At 61.3% G+C, this 24,989-nt stretch carries 26 protein-coding genes; 3 read left to right on the top strand and 23 right to left on the bottom strand.

Annotated features, from left to right (window positions below; genetic code table 11):
• Positions 1 to 4: 4 nt before the first annotated feature.
• The gene (gene fumC / locus IQ25_RS17730) at positions 5 to 1,381 is read left to right on the top strand and encodes a class II fumarate hydratase (protein WP_144907607.1); all 1,377 of its coding nucleotides are present in this window, start codon (positions 5 to 7) and stop codon (positions 1,379 to 1,381) included.
• 12 nt (positions 1,382 to 1,393) lie between these two features.
• Here fumC and ligD read toward each other — a convergent pair whose 3' ends face one another.
• Together ligD and ku are read right to left on the bottom strand one after the other, a co-directional pair.
• The gene (ligD, locus tag IQ25_RS17735) at positions 1,394 to 3,916 is read right to left on the bottom strand and encodes a DNA ligase D (protein ID WP_144907608.1); all 2,523 of its coding nucleotides are present in this window, start codon (positions 3,914 to 3,916) and stop codon (positions 1,394 to 1,396) included.
• Positions 3,917 to 3,919: 3 nt separating this feature from the next.
• Positions 3,920 to 4,771, bottom strand: a complete 852-nt coding sequence (ku, locus tag IQ25_RS17740) for a non-homologous end joining protein Ku (RefSeq protein WP_144907609.1) — start codon at positions 4,769 to 4,771, stop codon at positions 3,920 to 3,922.
• A 272-nt stretch (positions 4,772 to 5,043) separates the two neighbouring features.
• Between ku and IQ25_RS17745 the strand changes: the two genes are divergently transcribed.
• Positions 5,044 to 5,457: a hypothetical protein gene (locus IQ25_RS17745; RefSeq protein WP_144907610.1), complete on the top strand. Its 414-nt coding sequence runs from the start codon at positions 5,044 to 5,046 to the stop codon at positions 5,455 to 5,457.
• Between the two features lie 3 nt (positions 5,458 to 5,460).
• On the opposite strand, the gene IQ25_RS17750 is transcribed toward IQ25_RS17745, so the two are convergent.
• The 20 genes from IQ25_RS17750 to IQ25_RS17840 all read right to left on the bottom strand — a co-directional run bounded on the left by IQ25_RS17750 (position 5,461) and on the right by IQ25_RS17840 (position 23,682).
• Positions 5,461 to 6,528, bottom strand: coding sequence for a hypothetical protein (locus IQ25_RS17750; RefSeq protein WP_144907611.1), 1,068 nt, complete (start codon positions 6,526 to 6,528; stop codon positions 5,461 to 5,463).
• Positions 6,525 to 8,855 carry a fimbria/pilus outer membrane usher protein gene (locus tag IQ25_RS17755; protein WP_144907612.1) on the bottom strand — a complete coding sequence of 777 codons (2,331 nt, stop codon included), beginning with the start codon at positions 8,853 to 8,855 and terminating at the stop codon, positions 6,525 to 6,527. The genes IQ25_RS17750 and IQ25_RS17755 overlap by 4 nt, the downstream gene beginning before the upstream one ends.
• Positions 8,856 to 9,084: 229 nt before the next feature.
• Positions 9,085 to 9,834, bottom strand: a complete 750-nt coding sequence (locus IQ25_RS17760) for a fimbrial biogenesis chaperone (protein WP_258537067.1) — start codon at positions 9,832 to 9,834, stop codon at positions 9,085 to 9,087.
• Between the two features lie 28 nt (positions 9,835 to 9,862).
• Positions 9,863 to 10,360 (bottom strand): hypothetical protein, encoded by a 498-nt coding sequence (locus IQ25_RS17765; RefSeq protein WP_144907613.1) that lies wholly within the window; start codon positions 10,358 to 10,360, stop codon positions 9,863 to 9,865.
• Positions 10,361 to 10,431: 71 nt separating this feature from the next.
• The gene (locus IQ25_RS17770) at positions 10,432 to 11,028 is read right to left on the bottom strand and encodes a hypothetical protein (RefSeq protein ID WP_144907614.1); all 597 of its coding nucleotides are present in this window, start codon (positions 11,026 to 11,028) and stop codon (positions 10,432 to 10,434) included.
• A 3-nt stretch (positions 11,029 to 11,031) separates the two neighbouring features.
• Positions 11,032 to 11,601, bottom strand: coding sequence for a hypothetical protein (locus IQ25_RS17775; RefSeq protein ID WP_144907615.1), 570 nt, complete (start codon positions 11,599 to 11,601; stop codon positions 11,032 to 11,034).
• A gap of 6 nt (positions 11,602 to 11,607) precedes the next feature.
• Complete coding sequence (locus IQ25_RS17780) at positions 11,608 to 12,198, bottom strand: hypothetical protein (protein ID WP_144907616.1); 591 nt, start codon at positions 12,196 to 12,198, stop codon at positions 11,608 to 11,610.
• A 42-nt stretch (positions 12,199 to 12,240) separates the two neighbouring features.
• Positions 12,241 to 12,765, bottom strand: coding sequence for a hypothetical protein (locus IQ25_RS17785; protein WP_144907617.1), 525 nt, complete (start codon positions 12,763 to 12,765; stop codon positions 12,241 to 12,243).
• A 28-nt stretch (positions 12,766 to 12,793) separates the two neighbouring features.
• Positions 12,794 to 13,402 carry a hypothetical protein gene (locus tag IQ25_RS17790; protein WP_144907618.1) on the bottom strand — a complete coding sequence of 203 codons (609 nt, stop codon included), beginning with the start codon at positions 13,400 to 13,402 and terminating at the stop codon, positions 12,794 to 12,796.
• Positions 13,403 to 13,438: 36 nt separating this feature from the next.
• Complete coding sequence (locus IQ25_RS17795; protein ID WP_144907619.1) at positions 13,439 to 14,017, bottom strand: hypothetical protein; 579 nt, start codon at positions 14,015 to 14,017, stop codon at positions 13,439 to 13,441.
• A 603-nt stretch (positions 14,018 to 14,620) separates the two neighbouring features.
• The gene (locus tag IQ25_RS17800) at positions 14,621 to 16,252 is read right to left on the bottom strand and encodes an AMP-binding protein (RefSeq protein WP_144907620.1); all 1,632 of its coding nucleotides are present in this window, start codon (positions 16,250 to 16,252) and stop codon (positions 14,621 to 14,623) included.
• A complete protein-coding gene (locus tag IQ25_RS17805; protein ID WP_144907621.1) occupies positions 16,249 to 17,652 on the bottom strand; it encodes an aldehyde dehydrogenase family protein in 1,404 nt (467 codons plus the stop codon). The genes IQ25_RS17800 and IQ25_RS17805 overlap by 4 nt, the downstream gene beginning before the upstream one ends.
• Positions 17,653 to 17,695: 43 nt before the next feature.
• The gene (locus tag IQ25_RS21380; RefSeq protein ID WP_258537069.1) at positions 17,696 to 18,895 is read right to left on the bottom strand and encodes a TonB-dependent receptor; all 1,200 of its coding nucleotides are present in this window, start codon (positions 18,893 to 18,895) and stop codon (positions 17,696 to 17,698) included.
• Complete coding sequence (locus tag IQ25_RS21385; RefSeq protein WP_246415546.1) at positions 18,896 to 19,903, bottom strand: TonB-dependent receptor; 1,008 nt, start codon at positions 19,901 to 19,903, stop codon at positions 18,896 to 18,898.
• A 28-nt stretch (positions 19,904 to 19,931) separates the two neighbouring features.
• Positions 19,932 to 20,405: a cytochrome c family protein gene (locus tag IQ25_RS17815; RefSeq protein ID WP_144907622.1), complete on the bottom strand. Its 474-nt coding sequence runs from the start codon at positions 20,403 to 20,405 to the stop codon at positions 19,932 to 19,934.
• A complete protein-coding gene (locus IQ25_RS17820) occupies positions 20,402 to 20,860 on the bottom strand; it encodes a c-type cytochrome (protein ID WP_144907623.1) in 459 nt (152 codons plus the stop codon). Before IQ25_RS17820 ends, IQ25_RS17815 begins: the two co-directional genes overlap by 4 nt.
• Positions 20,857 to 21,414, bottom strand: a complete 558-nt coding sequence (locus tag IQ25_RS17825; RefSeq protein ID WP_144907624.1) for a methylamine dehydrogenase light chain — start codon at positions 21,412 to 21,414, stop codon at positions 20,857 to 20,859. Before IQ25_RS17825 ends, IQ25_RS17820 begins: the two co-directional genes overlap by 4 nt.
• A 3-nt stretch (positions 21,415 to 21,417) precedes the next feature.
• Positions 21,418 to 22,005, bottom strand: coding sequence for a thioredoxin fold domain-containing protein (locus IQ25_RS17830; protein WP_181447273.1), 588 nt, complete (start codon positions 22,003 to 22,005; stop codon positions 21,418 to 21,420).
• A complete protein-coding gene (locus tag IQ25_RS17835; protein WP_144907625.1) occupies positions 22,005 to 22,490 on the bottom strand; it encodes a MauE/DoxX family redox-associated membrane protein in 486 nt (161 codons plus the stop codon). The genes IQ25_RS17830 and IQ25_RS17835 overlap by 1 nt, the downstream gene beginning before the upstream one ends.
• Position 22,491: 1 nt before the next feature.
• The gene (locus tag IQ25_RS17840; RefSeq protein ID WP_144907626.1) at positions 22,492 to 23,682 is read right to left on the bottom strand and encodes an amine dehydrogenase large subunit; all 1,191 of its coding nucleotides are present in this window, start codon (positions 23,680 to 23,682) and stop codon (positions 22,492 to 22,494) included.
• Between the two features lie 150 nt (positions 23,683 to 23,832).
• Here IQ25_RS17840 and IQ25_RS17845 point away from each other — a divergent pair, with 150 nt between their 5' ends.
• Positions 23,833 to 24,540, top strand: a complete 708-nt coding sequence (locus IQ25_RS17845; RefSeq protein ID WP_144907627.1) for a TetR/AcrR family transcriptional regulator — start codon at positions 23,833 to 23,835, stop codon at positions 24,538 to 24,540.
• Here IQ25_RS17845 and IQ25_RS17850 read toward each other — a convergent pair.
• Entirely contained in the window at positions 24,494 to 24,964 is a 471-nt protein-coding gene (locus tag IQ25_RS17850; RefSeq protein WP_144907628.1) for an Lrp/AsnC family transcriptional regulator, read from the bottom strand. The two genes, IQ25_RS17845 and IQ25_RS17850, sit on opposite strands and share 47 nt — an antisense overlap.
• Positions 24,965 to 24,989 lie beyond the last annotated feature (25 nt).

A 24,989-nucleotide genomic window follows, 5' to 3' on the forward strand; every position in this document is an offset into this window, starting at 1 on the left:
GCAAATGCAGCGGATCGAAACCGACAGCCTCGGCGAAGTGCGCGTTGACGCGCAGGCCTATTGGGGCGCGCAGACCCAGCGCAGCATCGAGAACTTTCCGTTCGGCGCGATGGAGCGGATGCCTGTCGGGATCATCCGCGCGCTGGGCGTCATCAAGCAGGCGGCAGCGCGGGTCAACCGCCGGCACGGGCTGGACGCCGGCTTGTCGGACGTGATCGATCAGGCAGCAGCTGAAGTTGCAGGTGGCAAGCTCGACGACCAGTTTCCGCTGGTGATCTGGCAGACCGGAAGCGGCACGCAGACGAACATGAACGCCAACGAGGTGATCGCCGGCCGCGCCAACGAAATGCTGACCGGCGAGCGCGGCGGCAAGAGCCCGGTGCATCCCAACGACCATGTGAACATGGGGCAATCCTCGAACGATACCTTTCCTACCGCGCTCCATGTTGCTGCGGTCGAAGCGCTGAACCGTGAGCTCATTCCCGCACTCGACAAGCTGTCGGGTGCGCTTTCCGGTTGTGCGATCGCGTGGAAGGGCGTGGTCAAGATCGGGCGCACGCACCTTCAGGATGCGACACCGCTAACTCTGGGACAGGAGTTCTCTGGCTACGCACAGCAGTTGCGCAATGTTTACGACCATTTGCGCCACGTGGAGCTGCACCTGCTGTGCCTGGCGCAAGGCGGCACGGCGGTCGGCACCGGGCTCAATGCACCGGAGGGCTTTGCCGAGGACATGGCCGCGCAGATTGCCGAGTTGACCGGCAGGCCGTTCTCCACCGCCCCCAACAAGTTCGAAGCGCTGGCATCGAACGATGCGCTGGTACAGCTTTCAGGCACGCTTTCGACGCTGGCCGTGGCGCTTACGAAAATCGCCAACGACATCCGCCTGATGGGCTCCGGGCCGCGATCGGGCCTTGGCGAGCTGGAGCTTCCGGCGAACGAGCCAGGCAGCTCGATCATGCCGGGCAAGGTCAACCCGACGCAGGCGGAAATGCTGACGATGGTGGCCGCGCAAGTGATCGGCAATCATCAGGCGGTGACCGTCGGCGGAATGCAGGGGCACCTCGAACTCAACGTGTTCAAGCCGATGATCGGCGCGGCGGTGCTGCGTTCGATGCACCTGTTGAGCGTGGGCATGGAAAGTTTTGCCAAGCGCTGCGTGGAGGGGATCGAACCAGACCGGAAGCGGATTGCCGAACTGGTCGAACGGTCACTGATGCTGGTGACGGCATTGGCACCCGAAATCGGGTACGACAACGCAGCGAAGATCGCCAAACATGCCCACGAGCACGACCTCAGTTTGCGGCAGGCGGCGCTGGCACTGGGACTGGTGGACGAGGAGACGTTCGACCGCTTGATCCGGCCGGGGGATATGGTCTGACGAGGAATTCGCTTAAACATCCGGCAGTGATTGTTCAGCCATGCCCCAGCCGCGCAGGAGCTTGCTTTCGCTGCGTTTCAGCAAAGCCTCTGCGCCGGCGATGGTGAAGGCATGAGCGCTTTCGAAATCGTCCAGTTCGCCCCAGTCTATCGGCGTGGCGACAGGGGCATTCTCGCGGGCACGCGCAGAATAGGGCATGACGGCGGTGCTGCCGCGCTGGTTTCGCAGCCAGTCGATGAAGATGCGGCCCTTGCGCTTGGCCTTGCTCATCGTGGCGACGTATCGTTCGGGGTCGGACAGGGCCAAAGCCTTGGCGAAGCGTTCGGCAAAGCTGGCGTGGGCTTCCCATGTGTGGTCGCGGCGGAGCGGCAGGACGACGTGAATGCCCTTGCCGCCCGAAAGCATGGCAAAGCTGACAAGGCCGAGGTCTGAGAGACGATCGCGGATGTCCTTTGCTGCGCGCTTCACATCGGAAAAATCGAGACCTTCATCGGGATCAAGGTCGAACACCATTCGGTCGGGCGCTTCGACATCGTCAGCCTTGGCGCACCAGCCGTGGAATTCGATCGTGCCCATCTGCACGCAGGCAAGAATGCCGGCTTCGCCGGAGACGTGGAGGTAGTCTTCTGAATTACCGTCCTTTTCCTTGATGGGTACATGGTGGACATGCTCGCCGAACGAGCCGCTGTCATGCTTCTGGAAGAAGCATTGCTTGGCCCTGCCCTGCGGACAGCGGACAAGACTGACCGGACGATTGGCCAGGAACGGCAACATCGCCGGAGCAATCTTGGCGTAGTAGTCGGCCAGATCGCCCTTTGTCTGCCCACGTTCGGGAAAGATCACGCGGCTGCGATTGCTGATCGTCACGGCTTGCCGGGGCGGTTCGATATGGACAGGGCGTTCGGGTTTCACGTCCTTGGCCTTCTTGTCCTCGCGCAAACCCACGAAGCTGGCATGACGCACTCTTCCTTCTCCGGTAAATTCCGCAAAAGCCACTTCGGCGACCAGTGTGGGCTCAAGCCACAAAGCGCCCCGTGCTTCGGTTTTTGGCACTTCAAGAGCGCGCTCTTCGCGACGGAGCGGTTCGAAGCGGGCGGCGAGATCGTCGAGCAAGTCGGCGTCGAAACCGGTTCCGACCTTGCCCTTGTAGACGAGGTGATCGCCTTCACCCTGTGCGAGGAGCAGCGAGGCGAATGGACGGTTCCGGGCGGTCGATTTCGTCATGCCGACAATCACGAATTCCTGGCGCAGGATGCATTTGACCTTGAGCCAGTTCTGCGTGCGCTTGGGGACGTAGGGCGCGTCGGCGCGCTTGGCGATGATACCCTCCTGCCCGGCGCTGCACATCGCCTGAAACAGCTTTTCGCCACCGCCAATGATGTGATCGGCGACGTGAATTGGCGGCGACGCAGCGGACAGCAAAGCAGCCAAACGCTGCTTGCGCTCGATATTGGGCAGGGACTTGAGGTCTTCACCCTCAATCTCGAGCACGTCGAAGGCATGGAACGAGAGCGCGTCGTCCTCACCCTGCTCGCCGTGGCCGCGCCTGAGCACGTTCTGCAGCCGCGAGAAGTCGGGATTGCCGTCGTCGTCTGCGGCCGTGATCTCGCCGTCTATCAGGCAGGACGGCAGATCAAGCGCGGCCAGATGCCGGACCAGAGGCGCAAACTTCTCGGACCAGTCGAGCCCACTGCGGGTGTAGACTCGCACCTCCCTGCCTTTGACAGCAATTAGCGCACGGTAGCCGTCGAACTTTATCTCATGGAGCCACTGGCTGCCTTCGGGCACGCCATCGACCAGCGTGGCGAGTTGAAGCGGCTGGAAGGCGGGCAGCGGCGCGTTGCGCGGCTTGCGCTTGGGCGGCGCCTTAGAGACCTTTGCATTGTGGCTGCTCGCCGCCTTCATTTCCGCGGCAAAGTCGCTTCCCTTCTTGCCCTTGAGCGAATGGCTGGCGCGCTTGTCGGCGGCAATCTCGGCCATGGTCCGTCCTGTAAGCACGCTGGTCAGCGCGCGCTCCACCAGCAAGTCACCTTCTGCGGCAAAGGCATCGTCGATCTTGCGCAGGAGCCAGTTGTCGCGCTTCTCGTTGCCGCGCTTCTTCAACCGGATGAGCAGCCATTCGCCATTCATCCGCTCTCCATCAAGGCGGAAATGGAGATGGCCCTTTTCGAGGTCCCTGGCGCTCTTGCCTTCGACTGGCGCCCAAGTGCCGCGATCCCAGAGCATGACCGTGCCGCCGCCATATTCGCCTTCCGGGATGGTTCCTTCGAACTCGGCGTAACTCAGCGGGTGGTCCTCGGTCTGGACGGCGAGGCGCTTGTCATTGGGGTCCGGACTGGGCCCACGAGTTACGGCCCAGCTCTTCATCACGCCATCGACTTCGATACGGAAGTCCCAGTGCAGCCGGGTCGCGTCGTGCTTCTGGACGATGAACAGGTTGCCGGTCTTGCTCGACTCCAGCTTGCCCGAAGGTTCGGTCGTGCGGGCAAAGTCACGCTTGGCGTTGTAGGTCTCAAGGGGATTGCGCTTGGTCATGAATCAGGCTCGCTTGCGGCGTGATGGAGCGGCCTTCTTGCGCGGCGGACTTTCGCCTTCATCCTTGCCGTTGCCAAGCGATTTCTTGAGCGCGGCCATGAGATCGATGACGTTGCCGCCCTTTGGCGCTTCATCGGCATCGGGATCTTCGACGATCCGCTTGCCCTTGGCCTTGACCTTCTTTTCGATCAGCGCGTGGAGGGCATCGACGTAGCGGTCGTGGAACTTGTCGGGGGCGAACTTCGCGGTCTTCTTCTTGATCAAGCTGGCGGCAAGATCGAGAAGTTCGGGATCGGCATCGCGTTCGGGAATGTCCTTGAACCAGCTCTGCGCGCGCTGAACCTCGTCGGCATAGCGCAGCACTTCCATGATCAGGCCGCGCCCGCAAGGTTTGAGCGAGACGAGCTGTTCCCGCCCGCGCACAGACAACTGCCCGAGGCCTAAAGTGCGTGTCTTGCGCAAGGCTTCACGCAGAACGATGTAGGCGTCTTCGGCCAGATCGTCTGCCGGCACGACAAAATATGGCTTCTCGTAATAGAGCACATCGATCTCGTCAGCGCCGACGAACTGGACGAGTTCGAGCGTCTTGCGGCTCTCGATGCGGACAGATTCGATTTCCTCGTCATCGAGCAGGACGTAGTTGCCGCGCGAGACTTCGTAGCCTTTGACGATCTCCTCGCGGTCCACCGGTCCGACACCGGCCGCGACCTTCTCATAGCGGATGCGCTTGCCGCTCGGTTCGTGGATCTGGTGGAAGCTGATCGCCGCGCCGCTGCGCGTGGCCGGATAGACCTCGACCGGGATCGAGACGAGGGCGAGGCGCAATTGTCCCTGCCAGAATGCGCGGGCGGCCATGGGCAGCTTCCTTCCGAAAGGACTGGCGCGCGCGGAAGGGCGCACCTGCTTCCCCTGCTCTATGCCTCATCACCAGCGAGGTTCCCGGCGCCGACAAAGGCGCGTTCACCATTTTCCAACTGCATAAGCATTCAAGCTAAGGGGTTGCACGGAGAAAAAAGCCGAAAAACCGTCCTTTCCTAAGTTGGAGGACGAAAGCGTTAACCAGAAGCAGGAACCTCGCCTTGGGAGGAGATGCGACATGATGCCCTTATGTTAATGGAGACAGCATCATGAACAGAGGCAGGAAGTCGATCCTTGCACTTGCCGCCGTTGCCGCACTTGGCGTCACTGGCGTGGTTGAGGCATCGCAGGGCGTGGCAACGATCACCATCAGCGGGCAAGTGCCACTCGTGTGCCGCGTGAGCGTGGACAACAGCGCCAGTGTTATGTTGAGCGCGAATGGCAACAAGAGCCTTCTGCGCGAATTCTGCAACAATGGCGCTGGATATCGCGTGGTTGCGAGCTATTCCAAGCAGCTGGCCGCTGGTCGGTTGGTGGTTGACGGTCGCTCGATCCCGCTCAATGCTTCGGGTGAAGTGCTGGTCAGTGACGTGGCGAGCGCCGCTTCGAGTGTGCGGACAATCGCGATCGAAGGCGATGGCAAGCTGACCGGTTCGATCCGTTTCCGCATCGAACCGCGCTAAGCTTCAGAGCGTTATGCTGCCACAGTCGGTCGGGGCTGCTGTCCCGGCCACAAGTGGCGAGATCGTGACGACAAGGTTCTCCGTATAGTTTGGAGAAATGTTCTTTGTCGAACCTCCGTCGATCAGGGTGCCCTGCACCGGCAGGCGATCTTCGACCGCATCGCCAACACCGGCGCGGGCGCAGGTCTGGGTGATGGCAGAGGTATTGCCAGGCGACCGCGTCTGACCGAGAAAGCGCACCGAATAGCGGATCTGCTGTGCGGTGTTGGTAGTGCTGGCTCCGTTGGGTGTCAGGACATAGGCTTGGCTGTCACCGGCAGAGAGTGAGACCTGGTACGGACCGGAGCTTTGCACACGCACATAGTTTGATGCCAGGGTCTTGACCGTGGGCGCCTGAGCATTGGTCACTTGCGCGAGTTCGCCGAAATCGAGCGCGGTGCCTACATAGCCCGCGCGCAAGGCGCTTACGATGTTGATCGGCATGCGCACGGCGTTGGCAAGAGTCCCGGTCTGCTGCGTGGGTGAACCGCCGCCGGTGGTGCTGCAGCCGAACCAGGCATCGAATGGAAGTTCGCTCGCCGCTGTGGCATTGAGGTTGCGCGGAAGCGTTACGGCGAAGTTGACCACGACCGTGTCGGAATCGCGGTTGTTTCCGGTGAAGTCGATCTTGAGGAACCGCGCACCCGCGCCCGGTGTAAGCGATGTAGGGGAAACGGCCGGGGTAGCTTCGTTGTAATCGTAGAAAATGTCGAGACCGATGCCCTCGACAGATCCTGCAACGACAGCGGACGTCGGGATCACGGTGGTCCCAACGGAATCGGCATCACGGCCCTTCAGGTAAAAATTCACGATGTCCGTCTTCTGACCGCCAGCGCCATTGACGCGACTGAGCGAGAGCGTGACGTTCGTGGTGAAGCCGGTCGTCTCGAATGGATCGTAGGTCACGGATGTGGCCGTGGCTGAGCCGGCGATGCCGCAGGTTGCAGCCTGGACAGCATCCGGTAACGAGAGCCCTGCCCCCGTCAAAAGCGCAAGCAGCCCCTTCAGCAGGACATTTCGCGTCATCCTCATTTGCCTTCCCTTGCCCTGATTGTGCCGAGCTGGATCACGCCATTTGCATCGGCAGGAACTTCGATCTCGAACGTCGAGCGCGCGGCATCGAGCATCTCGATCCGCCACTTGCCCGGAGCGAGTCCGGTTGCGCCAAAACGCCCCTGACGGTTTGTGAATACGGTCTGGGCGGCCCTCTCTGGATGGGCGACCTCGGTTGCCGTGCCGCTGACGAGCGAAACCGGTTGACCATCGACATCGATCATCACGCCCAGTGCGGTGACGTTGTAGTCCGAACCGACGGTGACGACGTAGCCGCTGCGATAGGATGGGAAGACGCGGAATGCGCCTTGGCCAATGTCTGTGCCGGGGGCGGCATCCTTGACATCCAGCGGCACGGTGCGTTCGGAATAGGACGGAAGACTGGGCATGGTAGCCGTGCGCAGAGTGCCGCTATTTGCCGCATTCCCGAAGCTTGATGCGTCGACGATGACATCCGCCTTGCCAAGGCTGCGGTGCGGTTTGACGATGGCGAAGCTGTCAAAGATCGGGCGCCCGACCGAAACGGCACCATCGGCAAGGGCAAGGGACGTACCCAGCCGTAAGGTACTGCGCTGGTTGAGGCTGTTGCCGAAACCACGCGTATAGGTGCCGAAGTGACTGAAGCCCAGTTCGGCGCGGTTGGCGAAGTAGTTCGCGTTGACCGAAACGCCCGCGCCATTATCCGACCGTTCCACATCGGCTGTGACGTTGTAGCTGCCTACGCCGCTGCCGCTGAGGGTCTGGTAGGAAGAGCGGAAGCGGTTATCGCGCGTGTCGTACTCCGAACGAACCGTGGAATAGCGGCCAAGGCGGACGATAAGGGAGACGAAGCCGCTGAAATCGCGACCCAAGGTGTCACGCTGATAACGCGCTTCGGCATTGAGCGTTGCGCGTTCAGTCAAGCGCCAGCCGCCGCTGAGGCGGTAATTATGCACGTCCGGCCGCCCACCCCTGCCCTTGGAAAAGCGCGCATCCAGCCCGGCGAACAAGCTCGTCGTAAACGCGTGGGTATACCCGCCGCCGAGCTCGAAGCGGTAGGGGTTCTCGGGCAGGAAGAACGCCACAGGAGCAAAGCGTTTGCTGCGGCGTTCGATGAAGACATTGAAGGTATCGCCGAGGCCACTGGGGCGTTGGATAAGGCGCTGGAAGGTTGCATTGAAGGCGTGACCAGACCCGATTCCATCGACATGGCTGAATGAAACGTTCGTGCCTATCGTGCCAAAGCGCGTGCCCACTACGGCTTCGAAACCTCCCATGCGACTGTTTGCGTCTGCCTGAAAGTTCGCACCGAGCGTGAAGGCATCAGAAATACCTCGACGATAATAGCCCGAGGCGATCCAATCATTGCTGTAACGCGGACCTCTGAGCCCGAGCGGCGCCTTGACCCCGGCATATAGGCCAAATTCGCTGAGGCCCTTGCCCAGCTGTGTCTGATCGACGAACAGGTTGAATTGGACAACTTCGGTGCGACCAGTGTCATCAAGAATATTGAGGCGAATGTCGTTTCCACCCTGCGTGAACGGGAAATCTCGCAAGTTGTAGTTGCCAGGCGCTAGCTGCAAGCGGCGAACTTGCTGGCCATTGACGACGACTTCCACTGTCGAAGCACGATCGAGCCGGAACGCACGATCGCCCCGCGGGCGAACGACCTGCTGGGGGTTCAGTACGCTGTAGGACCGAAATATCGAGATGCCGGCAATGTCTGGCGCAGACTGAAATCCTCTTGCCTGCGTTTCAAGGTCGCCTGCTGATATGCGAACGAGTCGCCGCGTATCATCGAAGACCAGCCTGCTGCCCAATCGCTGGAAATCGCCGCCGAACGCGCCCGGCTGCCAGATGGCATCGCTCTCCACCACGATCGAGCCAAGCCGCACGGCACCATCAAGCAGCATGATAGGAGAGCGTAGACCTTCGTCAAAGCCGTCTTCTACCAGATCCAGCGAACTGCGCACGTTGATATAGGCGCTGAAGTCAGCAGGCTTCAGCAACTCGCCGATGCGGGTCCGGTCCAGAGCCGAGACCGACACAGCGCGCGAGGCGCGGCGCTCCGTTGGAATATTGAAGCGCAACTCAAGCGTGCGCGGATCATACTCGACCCCGATGCCGACGGGCGCGAAGTCTCCCGGACCGACTTGAACCTTGCCGCCAAAGCTGGTCCGCAAGTTCTCCAGTACGTCGGGCGAGAGGAGTTCGGACAGGACCTGCACGATGCGGATAGACGGAAAGGTGAGGCGGTCGTCCGTGTCTATCTGCAGCGGAATATCACCGAGATAGCTGCCGCCGTCTTTCACGGGGACTGTCAGCACCACGGGCTTCCCAGTGGGATTAAGCTTCTGCGTGCTGAAAGCAGGAGCAGGAAGCTGATCCGACATAGTGGCCGCGCCCATCCCCGCGACGGCCGACGGCGAAATGCCTGCGCGATCTGTTGTGCCTCCTTGCGTCGGTGCTGCATCGGCCAAAGCAGCGGGCGAACGCCCGAACATCAAGACACTTGCGCCGATGGCAAAAACGCGACGAGCCCCCCCGTGCATTGCTTCAACCTTCCGGACTGATGCTTGCCTCGACCGTGCCGTCTGCCAGTGGCAGCTCGACCGGCACGGTGACCGTCCGCGTCTGGTTCGCGCCAACAAGGCCAAAGCCGATGGTCTGCTGGATCTCCGGACCGGACAGCGTACGGCGGAACTGCTCCTTTCCGGCGGTATCCTTCTCTATGATCCGCAGTTTGCTGGCGCTGAGGTAGCCGTGGACGGCAGACGGGTTTGCTACGCTCAGCACCGCCACCGGCTTGCCCGCAGCATCCTTGCCAACCTGCGCGCTCCTGATTTCCAGGCGCGGTTTGGCGCCAGCCGGTGCGACACTGGCGAGCACCTGAAAGTTATAGAGGATCTGGATGGCAGACTGGCCTTCCGGCAGTTTCACCGGCAGTTGCGCCACGGTGATGTAGTAATGCTTGCTTGAAGCCAGCGCTGGATCACCAACGTATTGGACGCGAAAGCTCTGGGTCTGGCCAGGTTCGATCATGGCTTGCGGGGGAAAAACCAGCAGGTCGCCGGGATCCTTTCCGGTCGGCGATACGCCATTCTCGGTCAGCTGCAGTTCCTGCACGCTCAATTCCACCGGAAGCGGATTGGCGAAAGTGTTTTCGACTGTCACGACCTGCGACATTTCCCGACCTGACGTCTTCATGTCGATCACGACTGGCTGGACAGTCATCGCTGTCGCGGCTTGCGAGACAAACATCGATGACAGCGCCACTGCGGCAAGGAAGGTGGAGAAGGATTTCACGAAAGTCTCCGTGCCCGCAGGCGATAGGTCAGTCAGTTGGCTGAAGCTGAATCACAATGGTGTCGTCGTATGAGCCGGCGACCAGCGGCGTGCCACCTTCCGGCGTGGCCACGCGCAGGGCGATGTCCCCCGTGGCACCGTTAGGGATTACCAGCGCAAGGCTGCCGGCATTGCTCGCACGTTCGACCTGTGCTCCTGCCCAGTTGACGCGAAGGGCATAGGGCAGAAGTTCTGCAAATCCCTGCCCGGGCGCACCCGCAGCACCGATGCGGCCAAGGCCGCCCTTAGCGGAGATCGCCGTGACTCTGTGTGATGCGTTGCACGTGGCCGGAATGGCGAGTTCGACAGTGGATGGACGGGGCAAGGCGGTGTCTGGGTCGACCAGGCGTGTGAGCACTACCCTGCCGCCACCATCACCAGTCGAGGAGAACGAGGCATTGGAGCTTGCCAAGGCACGTGGCGTGCGCACCACGCAGCCGAATGCCGCCGTAGCGTTCAGTTCAAGTTGGCGACTGCCCCGGTTCACTTCCTGAGATCTAACGGACACAGATCCGACGAAAGCGGCAGGCAGTGCCACGAAAAACAGAAGTCTCCGCATCAGCGTGGCTCCAGCGTGATGCGCAAGGTATCGCCATACACCCCTGCAAGTACGGGGGCATTCACACCGTTGTTCGAGGCACCTGCGAGTATGGCGAGGCGTAAGGTCACTGTGCCGGCGGTTGCCTGATCGACGTTGATCCTTTGCTCTCGGCTGCTGCGCACGCGCGCGTCAGTCTGAAGAACGCCCGTGGCAATCCCCCAGGTGATGCTGGCATCATAAGGCAAGGCAGTAGCAAAGCCCGGCGCATCGCTGACTTGCCTGCCGTCGGTTGGCCAGAGCCCGTTGTTCTGCGACTCAATGCGGATCCGGTGAGGATAGTTGCAGGCTGCTTCGAAGGAGACCGAGGCACTGGCCGGGCGTGCGGCAAGCGTCTGCTGGTCGAGCAGCTGGGTGACCTGCAATGTATCACCACTGAGACCATTGAAGTTGACGAGTTGGCCAGTCTGCAGTTCGCCGCCAGCGAGCGTGCAGACCTGTGGTGTTGAGCCGGTTACAGGCAAGCCGTGAACCGCCGATGTCTGCTGCGCAATCGCCGGATCGGTGCCAAATTGCAGCAGAGCGAGCGCCATCAAAGTTGCGGTTTGCCTGCGCATGGCTCAGCTCTCCGGTGTGAGCGTGACGGTCACGGTGCCGCGATAGGAGGTGTCCGCAACCAGTCGCAGAGCGGCTCCACCGGTCGTGGTGAAACTGCCAATCCCTACCGAAATCGGTCCGGAAAACGGTGTGTCACGCTGCTGCAAGGACGAAGGATTGGATGCAGCCGCAGTCGCAAACGTAGCGGGCGTAGCCGTCCATCCCGAAGCGGTCGCTGTAAAATCGACGCTGCGTGAAAAGCCAGCGGGCGCCGAAGAGGTGAATGTCTGCGCAGTAATCGGCGACGCCGAAACGGCGATCGAACTGCGTGCCGAACAGAAGCTGCCTGAGAGAACCTGCGCCGGCACCGTGAGATCAGTGCGCAGGAAGCCGGTGCTGGTATCGACAAGCACGCCAAGATCGAACACGCCACCCGCTTCCGAGACGGAACCGCCTATACAGATTGCCGGGACGTTGCCGACGACCGCGAAACTCTCGCTGTCAGTGGCAGACTGCCCCGCTGCCGGGGCCGACGCTGCAGCGGAGGCCAATGCCAGTGCAACGAGTGTTGCCGTTGAACGCGTGTAGGTCATGCTGAGTTACTCCGAGACCGGCACGGGGCCGAGCGTGACGGTGACGAGACCGGTGTAATTTCCCGCAACCAGCAGGGCGTTGCCGGGAGCCGTGAAGGAGGAGAGCGAGACATCGACGTCTCCAAGCTTCGGTTCGGGCTGAGTGGTGCCGCTACCGGACGCGTCCGGATTGGTACCGTCGAACGCGGCCGAAGTCGTTGCTTCAGCATCGCCGCTGCCCCATCCCGAGGCAGTTGCGGTGTAATTCACGGCTCGGGCAAAGCCGGCGGGCGGTGCGGCTCCGGAACCGTCGACAAGGGCCGACGCAGTAACGCCGAGGACTGATCCTGCGAAGTTGCAGAAGCTGCCGGGCAAGGTGACAGACTGGGCGCTGAGAGCCGCAATTCGGCCAACACTTGCGCCCGAGGTCTGCACCATCTGGCCAATATCGATCACGGCGCGCGAAGGTTCACCCAGGATGCACAAACGAGCAACCGAACCTGACACCGCCACTTGTCCTCTCGCCGTATCGGATGGCCCTTCCTGCGCGGCGGCAGGCACGGCAATTCCGAGCATGGGAAGAAGGATCAAGGGTGACCTGAGAAGATCGGCTTTCATCATCGTGCTCCTGAGTGAACGTCAGCGCGTGTCGGTCTATGATCAGACGGTAGGTGACAGGGTGACTTCGACCTTGCCCGAATAGGCACCTGCAACGAGCTTCTTGCTGCTGGCCGTCGAGGCACCGAGGGTGACCACGATATCACCCGAGAACATGTTCACGGTGGTAGCAGTGCTGGCGAGATCATCGGTGCTGCTATCAGTGAACGTCTGCGCATTGGCAGCGACCGATGCCGTGTAGTTGACGCGATCGGTGAACGCCGTTTCCGCGCCGCTGGTGACGGCCTGGTCGCCGGTGAGAGCGGTTGCCTTGACCGAAAGTGTGGCAGCGGAATTGTTGCACCAGCCGTTCAGCGTACGGGTCTGACCATCAACCTTGCTGGCATCGAGACCACCGTCGGCGTCGGCGAGTTCGCCCAGCGGGAGGTCAGCCGAGGCGGTGACGAACTTACACTTGGCAGCGACCGAGCCGCTGACATTGACGGTGCCGGTGACCGGTGCGGCAAGAGCGGGGGTGGCCACAGCGGCAAGCGCAGCGGCAGTGGTAAGGAAAGCAAGCTTACGCATTGGGTATCTCCAAGATTAGCGGTGCCGATCAGGCAGCAGGCTGGACGTTGACGGTGATGGTGGAGGCGTAGTTTCCGGCGACAAGCAAATTGCTGCTGCCGCCACGCGTGGTGAAACCGAAGGCCCGAACGGTGACGTTGTTGGCCGACGTGGCAAGACGGCCCACGGTTGCAGAATTCGAAGCCGCTGCACCGGTGGCAGTGTTGTAACTGACGGTAGCGTTGCCACCGGCAGCAAGGCCGACTTGCATTTCGGCCGTGTAATCAATCTCGCTCGCATAGCCTGTGGCAGGCGCAGTACCCCTTGTCCCATTTGCCAGCGTATCGGCGGCGATGGCCAGAGAGACAGACGCAGCGGTGCAGACGACGCGGGTGATGACCGGCGATCCACCTGATGCAGCGCTGGTGGTCCCTTCGAGTGAAGGAGCCAGCGTGCCATCCGCCTCATCAAGCGCGCCAAGGGAAATCGTGCCGCTGAAGCTCGATGTTGCTGCGCCGCCCGGTGCAACGACCGAACAACGACCCTGAACGCTTCCAGTGACGTTGACGGTACCGGTCGTCACCGTCTGGGCCTGTGCAGGGGCGGCAGCGAAGGCAAGCGCCGAGCCAGCAGCTAGTAAGGAGAGGACGCTCTTCATTCATTTGGCCTTTCGATGTCTTGGGGTGACGACTGGTCAGATGGCAGCGGAAACCGTGACGGTGAGCGTGTCGGAGTAGGCACCCTGCACAAGGACGCCGGGCCCCGAGTAAGCTGGCGCACTGACCTGAAGGTAGGCGCCGGTGAGGTTCTGCGAGCTGGGCGTGATGCGCAGGCCCTGATTTTGCGTGGCAGGCCCGATGAACGAACAGGGAGCACTTGCACCCGCGATAAGCGAAGAAGCTTCGCACTGCCCTGTTGCGCTGGTGCCGCCCGCCCCGACCAGGCCGAGCTGCACGGTGTATGGTGCCAAGCCGGTGTAACCAGGTTCACTTGGAAGCGCTGCAGTACGCAGTCCTCCGTTTGCCGAGGTGACGGCGACGCGTGCCGCTCCATTGCAATTCAGCACGAACGGAAACTGGTTCGACCAAGCAGCCTGATCGATCAATCCGGCATCAAAAGAACCCGAAGGCGCGTTGTTTACAGCGAAGCCGCAGCGCCCTCCGACAGACGCGGTAACGGGGAGGGTGAGCATGACAGGTGTGCCACCGACATAGGCAGTCGGCCCTGCAATGGTCGACTGGGCGATGGCGAAGGACGGCAGGAGCAGGCCCACCCCTATCGATCCAGTTTTGAGAAGCCGTAACAGCGGCATGCGATGCACCCCATTGCCCACCATCGTCTCCTAAGGACTTCGGCAGGCCTGAACGGCGCATTGTCGTGTCTCGATACTGCCTCAGCCCAGTGCAGGCGCTATTCAACACGCCCGGAACTGACCTATTGGACAACCGGGATGCTGAAGGACTTCAGCTTTTTTCATCGAAACATCGGCGAAGTGCCGCAATTGGTTAACTTGTCCGTAACCTTTTACGCAGCGCTTCAATGAGGCGTGACTCACGATTGATGCATTATGGATCAAATATGCCCCAGATGCGTCCTAATTGGAGGATTAATACTCAGGGTTAACAGCCCCTAGCGGCTTCAAGCGCCTAGAAACTCGTCGATGCCGTTAACCATTGAGGTTGGCTGTTTAGCTGGATTTAATGAGCCGGCGGCGCCAGTGTGTAGAGGCAAGCGGTTGGCAGACGAGGCAAATCGCGGCGCCTGTCCAGCCAAATATGGTTAATGCGTTGCTTGTCAGTGCTCGCGCAAAAATCCGGTTTAAGCGGGGATGATCTGACATCCTCGACGCCGATTCGTTCCCGAGTCGCGCGCCAGATCAGGCCTCGCTCACCAGCTCTGCTTCCATTATCCTGCGCATTTCGAACTTCTGCGCCTTGCCCGTTACGGTCATGGCGAAAGCTTCGACAATGCGGATGTGGCGCGGGATCTTGTAGTGGGCAATCCGGCCTTTGCAGTGGCTGAGAACGTCCTCGGCAGTCAATGCCTCCCCTGCCCGCGCGATGATCCAGGCGCAGACTTCCTCGCCGAACTTCTCATCCGAAACGCCGAACACCTGCGCGTCCTGGATGGCGGGATGCGTGAGGAGGAACTCCTCAATCTCGCGCGGATAGATGTTCTCGCCGCCGCGGATGATCATGTCCTTGATGCGGCCGGTAATGCGGACATACCCATTCGCATCCATTGTCGCGAGATCGCCTGAATGCATCCAGCCTTCAGCATCGATCGCTTCGGCGGTCTTCGCCGGATCGTCCCAGTATCCGAGCATGACGGCGTATCCGCGCGAGCAGTATTCGCCCTGCGCACCGATTGGCATGGTTTCCCCATCGGGTCCGACGATCTTCGCCTCGGCGTGAGGATGCACGCGGCCGACCGTTCCCACGCGCTCTTCGATGGGATCGTCAGTTGCGGTCTGCGTTGTCAGCGGACTGGTCTCGGTCATGCCGTAGCCGATGGTGACCTGCGTCATGTTGAGGCGATCCATGACCTGCCGCATTGTGCTGACGGGGCATGGCGAGCCGGCCATGATGCCGGTGCGCAAGGTGCTGACGTCATAGTCGTCGAGGTCCGGCTGGGCGAGGATGGTGATGAACATCGTCGGCACGCCATAGAGCGCGGTGCAGCCCTCTGCCTGTACGGCTTCCAGCGCCAGCCTGGGATCATAGGCCTCGCCCGGATAGACCATGGCAGCGCCGCTTGTCAGCGAAGCCAGATTCCCGAGCACCATGCCGAAACAATGGTAGAGCGGCACCGGGATGCAGATGCGGTCCTTGTGGCCAATCTTGATCGTGCGGGCGGTGAAGTGGCCGTTGTTGAGGATGTTGCGGTGGGTGAGCGTCGCCCCTTTTGGGAACCCGGTGGTACCGCTGGTGAACTGGATGTTGATCGCATCGTTCTGGTGGAGCGTTTCCGCGACTGCTTCAAGCCGCTCCATGTCGGGTTCTGCTCGCAAGGCATCCCATGGTTCGAAGCCTTCATGCAACTGTGAGCCGAGCACAACCATGCCGCGCAGCATTGGCAGCTTGTCCGCCCCCAATTCGCGCAGCATCACTACATAGTTGCTGGACTTGAAGCTCGCTGCGCTGACGAGGAACGTGCAGCCGACCTTGTTCAGCGCGTACTCCACCTCGCTGGTGCGATAGGCCGGATTGATCGTGACGAGGACCGCGCCGATTCGTGCCGTGGCAAACTGCAGCAAAGTCCATTCGGCGCAGTTGGGCGCCCAGATGCCGACCCTGTCGCCCTTGACCACACCACGATCGAGCAATCCGGTGGCGATGCGATCGACTTCGGCGTCAAGCTCCGCCCATGTCCAACGGATGCCCTGATGGCGGGAGACCAGTGCCAGATCTTCGCCCCATTGACGGGCAGCGTCGCGCAACGCCTGCCCGATGGTCTTTTCAAGAAGCGGCTCGTCATTCGCGCCCTTGGCATAGGAAAGCTGCGTCATCGCTTGATGTTCACCACCTGGGTCTGAGTGTATTCGGCAAGGCCTTCGACTGACTGTTCTACGCCGAGGCCGCTGGACTTGAAACCGGCCATCGGAATGTGCGGGCCAATGGCAATGTGCTGGTTGACCCACACCTGCCCGCTCTCGATCCGCGAGGCAATATCTGCCGCGCGCCCAACATCCTGCGACCAGACCGAGCCGCCGAGACCGTAGTCGCTGGCATTGGCGCGCGCGATTACGTCCTCGACGTCGTCGAACTTGATGATCGGGAGAATGGGCCCGAACTGCTCCTCATCCACGATCCTGTCGCCGTCGGTCACGTCACGCACGATAGTCGGGCGGATGAAGTAACCCGAACGCTCCATGACCTCGCCGCCTGCCACGATGGTGCCATCCTGGCGCGCGGCTTCGAGGAAGCCCTTGACCTTCTCGAACTGCGCTGCGTTCTGGATCGGACCGATCTGGGTGCCCTGCTGGAGACCGTCGTCGACGACCGCGGCCTCGGCAAGGCGCGCAAGTTCGCCGCACATGGCGTCGTAAATATCTGCGTGGACATAGGCGCGCTTGACTGCGAGGCAGACCTGACCGTTGTTGAAAAACGCGTTGCCGAAGATGGCCTGGGCGGTCTCGCGCACGTCAACGTCTTCGAGCACGATTGCCGGATCGTTGCCGCCAAGTTCGAGCGTGACGCGCTTTAGCGTATCAGCGCCGCTTGCAGCAATGCGCTTGCCGGTGGCGGTGGAGCCGGTGAAGCCGACTTTGGCGACATCAGGGTGCGCCGTGAGGTGCGGGCCGAGATCGTTGGCGTCGGTGATGATGTTGACCACGCCTGCCGGGAATACGTCGCGACAGATTTCGCCGAGGATCAGGGCGCAGACCGGCGTTGTCGGCGCAGGCTTCAGCACGATGGCGTTCCCGGCGAGCACGGCCGGGCCGATCTTCCAGCAGGCGACGAGCAGCGGGAAGTTCCACGCGATGATGCCCACCACGACACCTAGCGAACGGTGCTTTACGGCGATGTAGCCGGTGTCATCGTCCTGAATCACACGGTCTGGCAGTTCCAGCGTGGCGTAATGGCGAAGATAGGCGTCGGTCATGCCAAGTTCGCCCATGGCCTCGGCCAAGGGCTTGCCTTGTTCCATGGTCAGCGCGCGAGCAAGTTCGTCCGTGCGGGCGGCGATAGCATCGGCAAGCTCGATCAGCTTCGCCTGCCGTCCGGCCCAAGGAACGGCAGACCACCCCGGCACCGCAGCCTTTGCCCAGGCAATCGCGGCATCGGCTTGCGCGGCAGACGCGCGGGGTACCGTGCAGAACGGCTCCCCGCTGGCCGGGTTGATGACGTCCATCGTCATGTCGCCATCGACGAGATTGCCGCCAATCAGCAGCTTGTAATCAGCCATTGCCCTCTCCCGGCTGCTGTGGCGCAGCCTTGTTCAAGTTATGTCAGAACTTCGCACCAACCGTCACGCCATACATGCGCGGGTTGCCGATGTGGTTGTAGTCGAAGCCGAAGCCCGCGAGCAGATCGACGCGCGAGGTGAAGTAGAACTTGTCGGTCAGGTTCTTGCCCCAGATCGAGGCGTTGAACCTGCCGTCGGCGCTTTCCCAATCGATGTGACCGCCGACCAGCGCATAGGACGACTGGCGCAGGCGGGGCACGTTGAGCACTTCGAAGAACTGGCTCGACTGGTAGGCGATGTCCGGGTGGAGCGAGAGCTTGCCCATGTCGCCATCGAACACGGTTAGATCGACAGTGGCGTTGAAGGTGAAGGTCGGAGCGTTCGAGAGCCGGTTACCTGCGACATTCACGCCGCTGACGCTGCCGCGCTGGATCTTCGTAGCCAGCACGCCCATGCCGCTATGGATCGTAAGGCGGTCACTGGCGCGGATCGTCAGCTCGGCCTCGCCGCCATAAATGCGAGACTTCGGAATGTTGAGCAGGGTCTGTGCGGCCGACGTGGGATCGACATTGATGAACTGCTGGTTGCGGTAGTCGTAGTAGAAACCGGCAACGTTGAGCGTGATCTTGCGGTCAGCAAACTGCGTCTTGGCGCCAACCTCGTAAGACGTGACCTGCTCCGGCTTGGCAATCGACAGCTCCGATGGGTCGAAGAAGGCCTGGGCGTTGAAGCTCGGCGCGCGATAGCCGCGGCTTACGCTGGCATAGAGCAGATTTCCGTCTGCCAGCTTGTAATCGAAACCGATCTTGCCCGAGAGGTTGTCCTGCGAATAGCGCAGCGACGAAAGCGGGATCAGGTTGACGATCAACGAGTCATCCACGCCGAGCGCATCGGAACGGAAGCCACTCTGCACCCCGGTGTCGTGGGTGTAGCGCAAGCCGCCGCGCATGGTGACCGCATCGGACAGTTCGTACTTCACGTCCGAGTAGATCGCGTAGCTTTTCTTCAGCTGGTCGAAGCGATTGCGGAACAGGCAGGCGAAAGGCAGACCGACCGCGCAGTCGTTGGCGGTGATTCCGGGAACGCCATCGGAATCAATGTCCTTGCCGATTTCGAAAGCCGTCTCGTTGAACACTTTCTCGCGGTGGAAATAGCCGCCGAGAATGAAATCGAATGGCCCGCCGAAGTCGCTGGTCAGGCGCAGGTCCTGCGCGAACTGCGTGGCGCGATCGTTGTAGGGGATTTAAAGCAGTTGGCTCGCGGTGCCATCGGTGTCCTCGTAAAAGAACAGGCTACCCTTGTCCCAGGCGGTGATGCTGGTGACAGTGAGCGCGTCCGATACGTCAAACGTGCTGGTCAGCGCGACGGAATAAGTCCGGGCGCGGCGCTTGGTATCGATGTTGGATGCGATCTCGCGCTGGCCCAAACCCGGGCGATTGGCAGCTTCGGGCTGGGCGTAGATGCCGTAGTTCTGCGGGTTCTGGAAGCTGGTCGAGGCACGCAGGACGAAGCGGACGGTCTCGCTCGCCTCGACGTTGAGCGTTGCGCGGATCGCATATTCGTCAGTTGATGCAAGGTCGGGCTTACCGGGGACGACGTTCTTGAACCAGCCATCGGCCTTCGCATAAGTACCGGCGACGCGCAGGGCGGCCTTGTCACCCAAGGGTACGTTGACTGCAGCATTCAGGTCGACACGGTTGTAGTTGCCGTAGCCTGCGTTGAAGTAGCCGCTGGTCTCACCCAGCTTGGCGCTGTTCGCGATAATGTTGACCGCGCCGCCGGTCGTGTTCTTGCCGTAAAGCGTGCCTTGCGGCCCTCGCAGGACTTCGACGCGCTCAAGGTCGTACATCGCAACGCCGAGGAAGGCGAAGTTGCCCTTGTAGACTTCGTCATAATAGGTCGCGACGGGGCTTGCCTGGTTGAGGCTGTAGTCCGACATCGACACGCCACGCAGCGAGAAGATCGGCGTGTTGTCGCCCACGATCGAGGTCAGTTGCAGGTTGGCAACCTTGGTGACGAGGCTGTCGACGTTGACGATGCGCGATTTGGATAGCGTTTCACCGCCAATGGCCGAAACCGAGATCGGGATCGACTGCAGGCTTTCCGCGCGCTTCGTGGCGGTGACGACGATCTCGCCCTCCGGCACGGCATTCTCAGCCTGTGACTCCTGCGCCAGAGCGGGCGTTGCTGCGAAAATGGACGTTGCGGCTACCCCAGCCAGCGCGATCCCGCGAAAAAGACGTTCCCTCATTGTCTTGCCTCCCCTTCAGGGCGTGTTCTTACGGATTGTTTGGTCTTGTTCTTTCCTGCGCAAAACCTGCGACCAGTTGCGCTCTCATCGGAGCCCTCTCCAGCCGCAGGGGGTGGCGCCGTAGCTGGCCGATTTCCTTGGGCGTGTAGGGCCTGAAATCGGCTGGCATGTGCGCCGGGTCGAAAGTGTAGAGAGTCCAGTTCAGCAGATTAGTCAGCCGGACGTCGTCGAGGTCGACGGTCGAGACACCAGGCACACGGCCGAGGAATTCACGACCGCCGGGGACACCGAGGAACCGAGCGACGATGTGCTTCATCGGCGGATTGGAGTGGTCGTCGCCACTACCGTCGGGGCGATGGCACCCCTGGCACTTGAGCATGTAATCGATACGGGCCTGCTGCGGGTTGCTCACGCCGCGCATGACAGGTTCGCTCGCCCGGACCCCGAAGCCCGCCGCCATAGCAGCGAGAAGCACGGCCGATGCGAGCGCGAGCCGCTTCATTTGCCGCCAGCTCCTTCGTGGAGCTTGGCGACGTCAGCCGCAGAAAGTGCAGTGCCTGACGCCCGGTGCGCAGCGACCTCCTTGTCAGTGAATGGCTTAAAGGCAGGGCCAGTCCTGGCGATCTGGGTGCCGACATGATTCAGCACCGCCGCCGTGGACACATCGTCCAGAACCTGTGCTGGCATCACGCCGCGATAGGGTTTGCCTTCGACGGTCAATGGGCCGGAAAGACCGCGCAGGACGGCAAGGGCGACGTAACGCCGTCCGGCGGGCTTGGCTGCAAGAGCACGAAAGTCCGCGCCGAGTGGCGGATAGGCTCCCGGCACACCGGCACCGGTCTTGGTATGGCACGCAGCGCACCGCGCGAAGACCGCTGCGCCATCGGGAGCGGCAAAGGCAGGCAGCGCGAACGCCGCAACGGCCATTACCGGAACAAGGCCGAGCACAATCTTCATTTCGGCGCATCCAGCGCGACACCGACGATCACCGCTGTCGAGCAGTTGTAGATGCTGCTCTCGGTTCCAAGGCACCAGTTGTAGTCGTTGTTGGACTGTGGCCGCACCTGCGGACGGTCGCCTTCGTTACGGTTGCACAGGCACTGGCCGCAGGAAGAAGTGCCACAGCAATCGTTGTAACTGATCACATAGGCGCGGTTGTCGGCGGGATTGGTGCAAGTGCCGATCCAGGTGATCGGCGACATCTCGGTGCCCGGAGGACAGGTGCTGACCGAACCACCGCAGCACGAGCAGAGGAAGCCGTCGATTGCGCAATAGCGCCAGTAATCGCAAGCTGCCTGATCGCCGGGGTCTTGGGGATTACCCGAGGAGATCGGCGCGTGTCCGCCCCCTCCACCGTGCGGACTGCCGCTGGCCGCGCGGGCCACAGGGAGCACAGGAAACACTGCTGCGCCGGTAATTGTCGCACCCAGCCATGCCAGAGTGCTGCGGCGGGAAGTGCCGCGCGCTATGCCGCGGGTCAGGCGCTCCGTCCATTTGTCAAAACCAGCCACAGCTCAGGCTCCCTTACGACGAGCGAGAAAATCCTGGATCGAGGCAACGCCTCGTTCCTTGGCTTCGAACAGGCTTTCAAGATGTTCGCGGCTGTTGACGAGGCCGAGCGAAGCAACCTTCCCCTGTTCGTCCAACAGTACGGCATAGGGCAGCTTGGACACGCCGAACGCGCGGCCCAAGGCTTCCGACAGGACCATCGGCACCCGTTCCAGCGTATGGAGTTCACGCAAGCGCAGATATTCCGCCTTCGAACCGTCCCCCGCCACGATGACATCGAGCCAATCCGCCTCGGCGCTGGCTGCCGAGCGCACGACCGGCAGCAACGACTTGCAGACCGGGCAGTCCGGCGAGGCAAAGAACAGCAGTTGGCTGCGCCCATCCCGTTTGCCGCCAATCTCGACGGGCGCACCATCGATGGTGACCAGGGTCATCGGGCTGGCCACTTCGCCCACCTCGACCTTCTGGTGCAGAGTCAGAGCCCCTGCCGGAGCGATGCGTTCATGAAGAATGCCAACCTGTCGGGCGAGCGCCGCTATAAGCAGCCCCTCGACTATCACGGCGGTCCACAACAGGATCTGGGATGTCAGCATTACGACTTCCTCCAGCGAGGATTGGGAATAACAAGCAGCTCGGAGGCTGCGAGATAGAGCGCAAGAAGTCCGGCGGCTGCGAAGGGCGCATCGATGCCAAGCGGCACTGCCGGCAGGGTGGAAACAAGTGCGGCGATGGCAGCAAGCACAGCCGGGCGTGCGATCAAGGGCCAATCAACCGGCTTTTCGCGAGCGACGAGATCGCATCCACAATCGAGAGTCTCGCCTCGGTGACGCAGAAGGGCGAATGTGTAGGCCGACCACACCACCGTAGCGAGGAGCGAACCGACACTGCGCAGCTCCGGCACGACGAGGCATGCGGCTGCTATCGCCTCCAGCGTGCCTGCGAGGACCAACGGCACAATGCCTTGGGCACGCAGGCCGGTCAGACGACTGGCAACGCTGGCGAGCCGATCATGCGCGATCGCCTTGTGCGCGACCGAACCGGCCAGAAGCATCGCGAGGAAAAGTGATAGGGGGCCCATATCAGGGTGCGGTAATCAGGATCGGATTCGAACCACCGGCGGCACCGAGCGAGCGGAGAAAGGCGCCCGAAACCGGATCGTGCACATCCACCTCGCCATCGCCGCGTGCAACGATCAGGCGGGGCTGCGCTTCCTTGGTCAGCGAAATGGCGGTCGCTACACTGCGCAGCGAAATTCGTGCGGTGCGAGCCTTGGCAACGGGATCGACGACCCAGACTTCGGTCCCGCCATCCTTATGACTGCCTTCACGCCCGGCTGGGCTCATCAAGATGTATAGCTTGCCTGCGGCATCGGCAGCAATGACCTGCCAGCCCCCGGGGCGCCACTCAGGTGTAGCACCTTCGGCGTTCCCCACGTTGAAGCTTCCCGCCAGCGGCTTTCCGACCTCTCCCGAGAAGTCGAGTGCCTGGATCTGGCCACGATAGCTGACAAACCAGGCAGTCTTGCCGACCCACGCAGGGGTACTGAAAAGTGGCTGGTTATCGATGTCCTGGACCTTGTCGACGGACTTTGACGAAACCGCTTGCCCATCCGGCCCTAGCTTGACGCTGAACAGGGAGCCATCGGCACAGAAGCTCGAGAAACCACGTTCGCCGGTCGGGTAAATCTGGGCGCATCCCGGGAGATCGATCTCGGCAATGACTTTGCGTGCATCAAGATCCAGCACGCTAACCGATTGTGCAGGCGTAAAATTCGCGACAAGTGCCCATTTGTCTGCGTTGGTGAACTGGAACAATTGGGGGTATGTGACGGATTGCTGGCGTTTTCCGCCCGGCAACACGATTTCACCCTTGGGCTGGAGTGTAGCCATGTCCCAGATCGTAACTGCGTCGGTGCGTTCGCCACGCGTCAGGCGTGAATAGAAGGTTTCCGAGGTGAGGACCTCGCCTCGCGTGGGAGAGACGAGCATGTTGGCAAACTGCGCTGCGCGCACCATCCCCTTGACCGGGCGGTCTGCCGATGTCGTATCGACAAGCATGACCCGGCCATCGACGATCGCGTTGAAATGGAAATCATGGATCAGCACCCAGCTAGCCGGCCACTGCGCCGGCAACTTCGTTACGGCTGGAATGGATTCTTCGGGAAGCGCCTTCGGGAAAGGCGTCTTCGCGGCAGCGGGCGCGGCAATCGCGGCATCACCAAGGCACAATCCCGATGCCGACAGCGCCAGAGCCAGAGCAACAAACCTCATGCGAGCACTCCCCTCGCGACCCGAAGTACGTCTTCAGCCGCATGGACATAGTCTCAAATAGGCAACAAATCTGTCAAGTGACCTAATTTTGTCGAGTGACAGGTTTTCAGACTTTCGATAAAGCACGGATGGGATCAAGGACTTATTTCGATGAATCAGGTAGATGACACCCCAAAGTTCGTAACCGACATGATCATGCCGGAACGCGAAGGTGGCTATCTGAAGGGCCAGGAAACGCGTGAGCTGATCCTGCGCACAGCACTCACGATCCTCATCGAGGAAGGCTATCGCGCGATGTCGATGCGCCGAGTCGCGACTGCCTGTGGGATGAAGTTCGGCAACCTCACCTATCATTATCGCAGCCGCGAGGACCTCGTAAGAGAACTCATGGAAGCCGTCATAAGGAGCTACGAGGTCGAGTTCGTCGACATCGTTCACATGCCCGGTGTTCCGGCAGAAGAACGTCTACGCCGCATGTGCAACCTGATCCTCGACGACATCCGCTCGAAGAAGACGACTAACTTCTTTCCGGAACTTTGGGCGCTGTCGAACCATGATGCTTTCGTGTCCGAACGCATCCAGGAACTGTATGTGCGGGCACGTGCTCCGCTCATGGAAATCATTGCGGAAATGCGCCCGGATCTCGACGAGAAATACCGCGAGATCGTGGCCTTGTTCATATCGGGTTCGATGGAGGGCATGACCATCTTTGCCGGAAACGGAAAGCCGTTCGAGAAGCGCATGCCGCATATCGAACGTATCGCCGCGCACTCGTTCGTCACGCTGGTCAAGACAATCACGGAAGATGAGATCAGGGGGCTCGCGCGCTCCGAACCGGATACCCCCGCATCTGCTTGATCCGCCGAAGCGAAAAACTGGACCGCATAGATGATACGCCCGGCAGGCGGGCAAGGCATTCACGGTGGACCCGATCGTACTGGTCAAGGTCGCGCGCTGCCACCCGTAGCAGATAGTCCGCCGTGCCGGACATGAGGTGACATTCGAGGATCTCGTCGAAGTCGAGAACCGAACGTTCGAACTTGTCCATCGCCTCACGGCTTTGGCTAGTGAGAGTAATCTCGACAAATACTTCCACGGACAGCCCGAGTTTGCGCGGCTCCAGCCGCGCTCCATACGCCGCAATAATCCCGGCCTGCTCAAGCGCCTTGATGCGGCGATGGCAGGCGGAAGATGAAAGTGAGACCTTCTCTGCCAGTTCGGAAATGGACAGCGATGAGTCGCTCTGAAGCGCTTCAAGCAAGGCGATGTCGGCACGATCCATGAGAGAATTTCCCGAAATTTCGATT

The organism is Novosphingobium taihuense (assembly GCF_007830315.1).
Lineage (GTDB): Bacteria > Pseudomonadota > Alphaproteobacteria > Sphingomonadales > Sphingomonadaceae > Novosphingobium > Novosphingobium taihuense.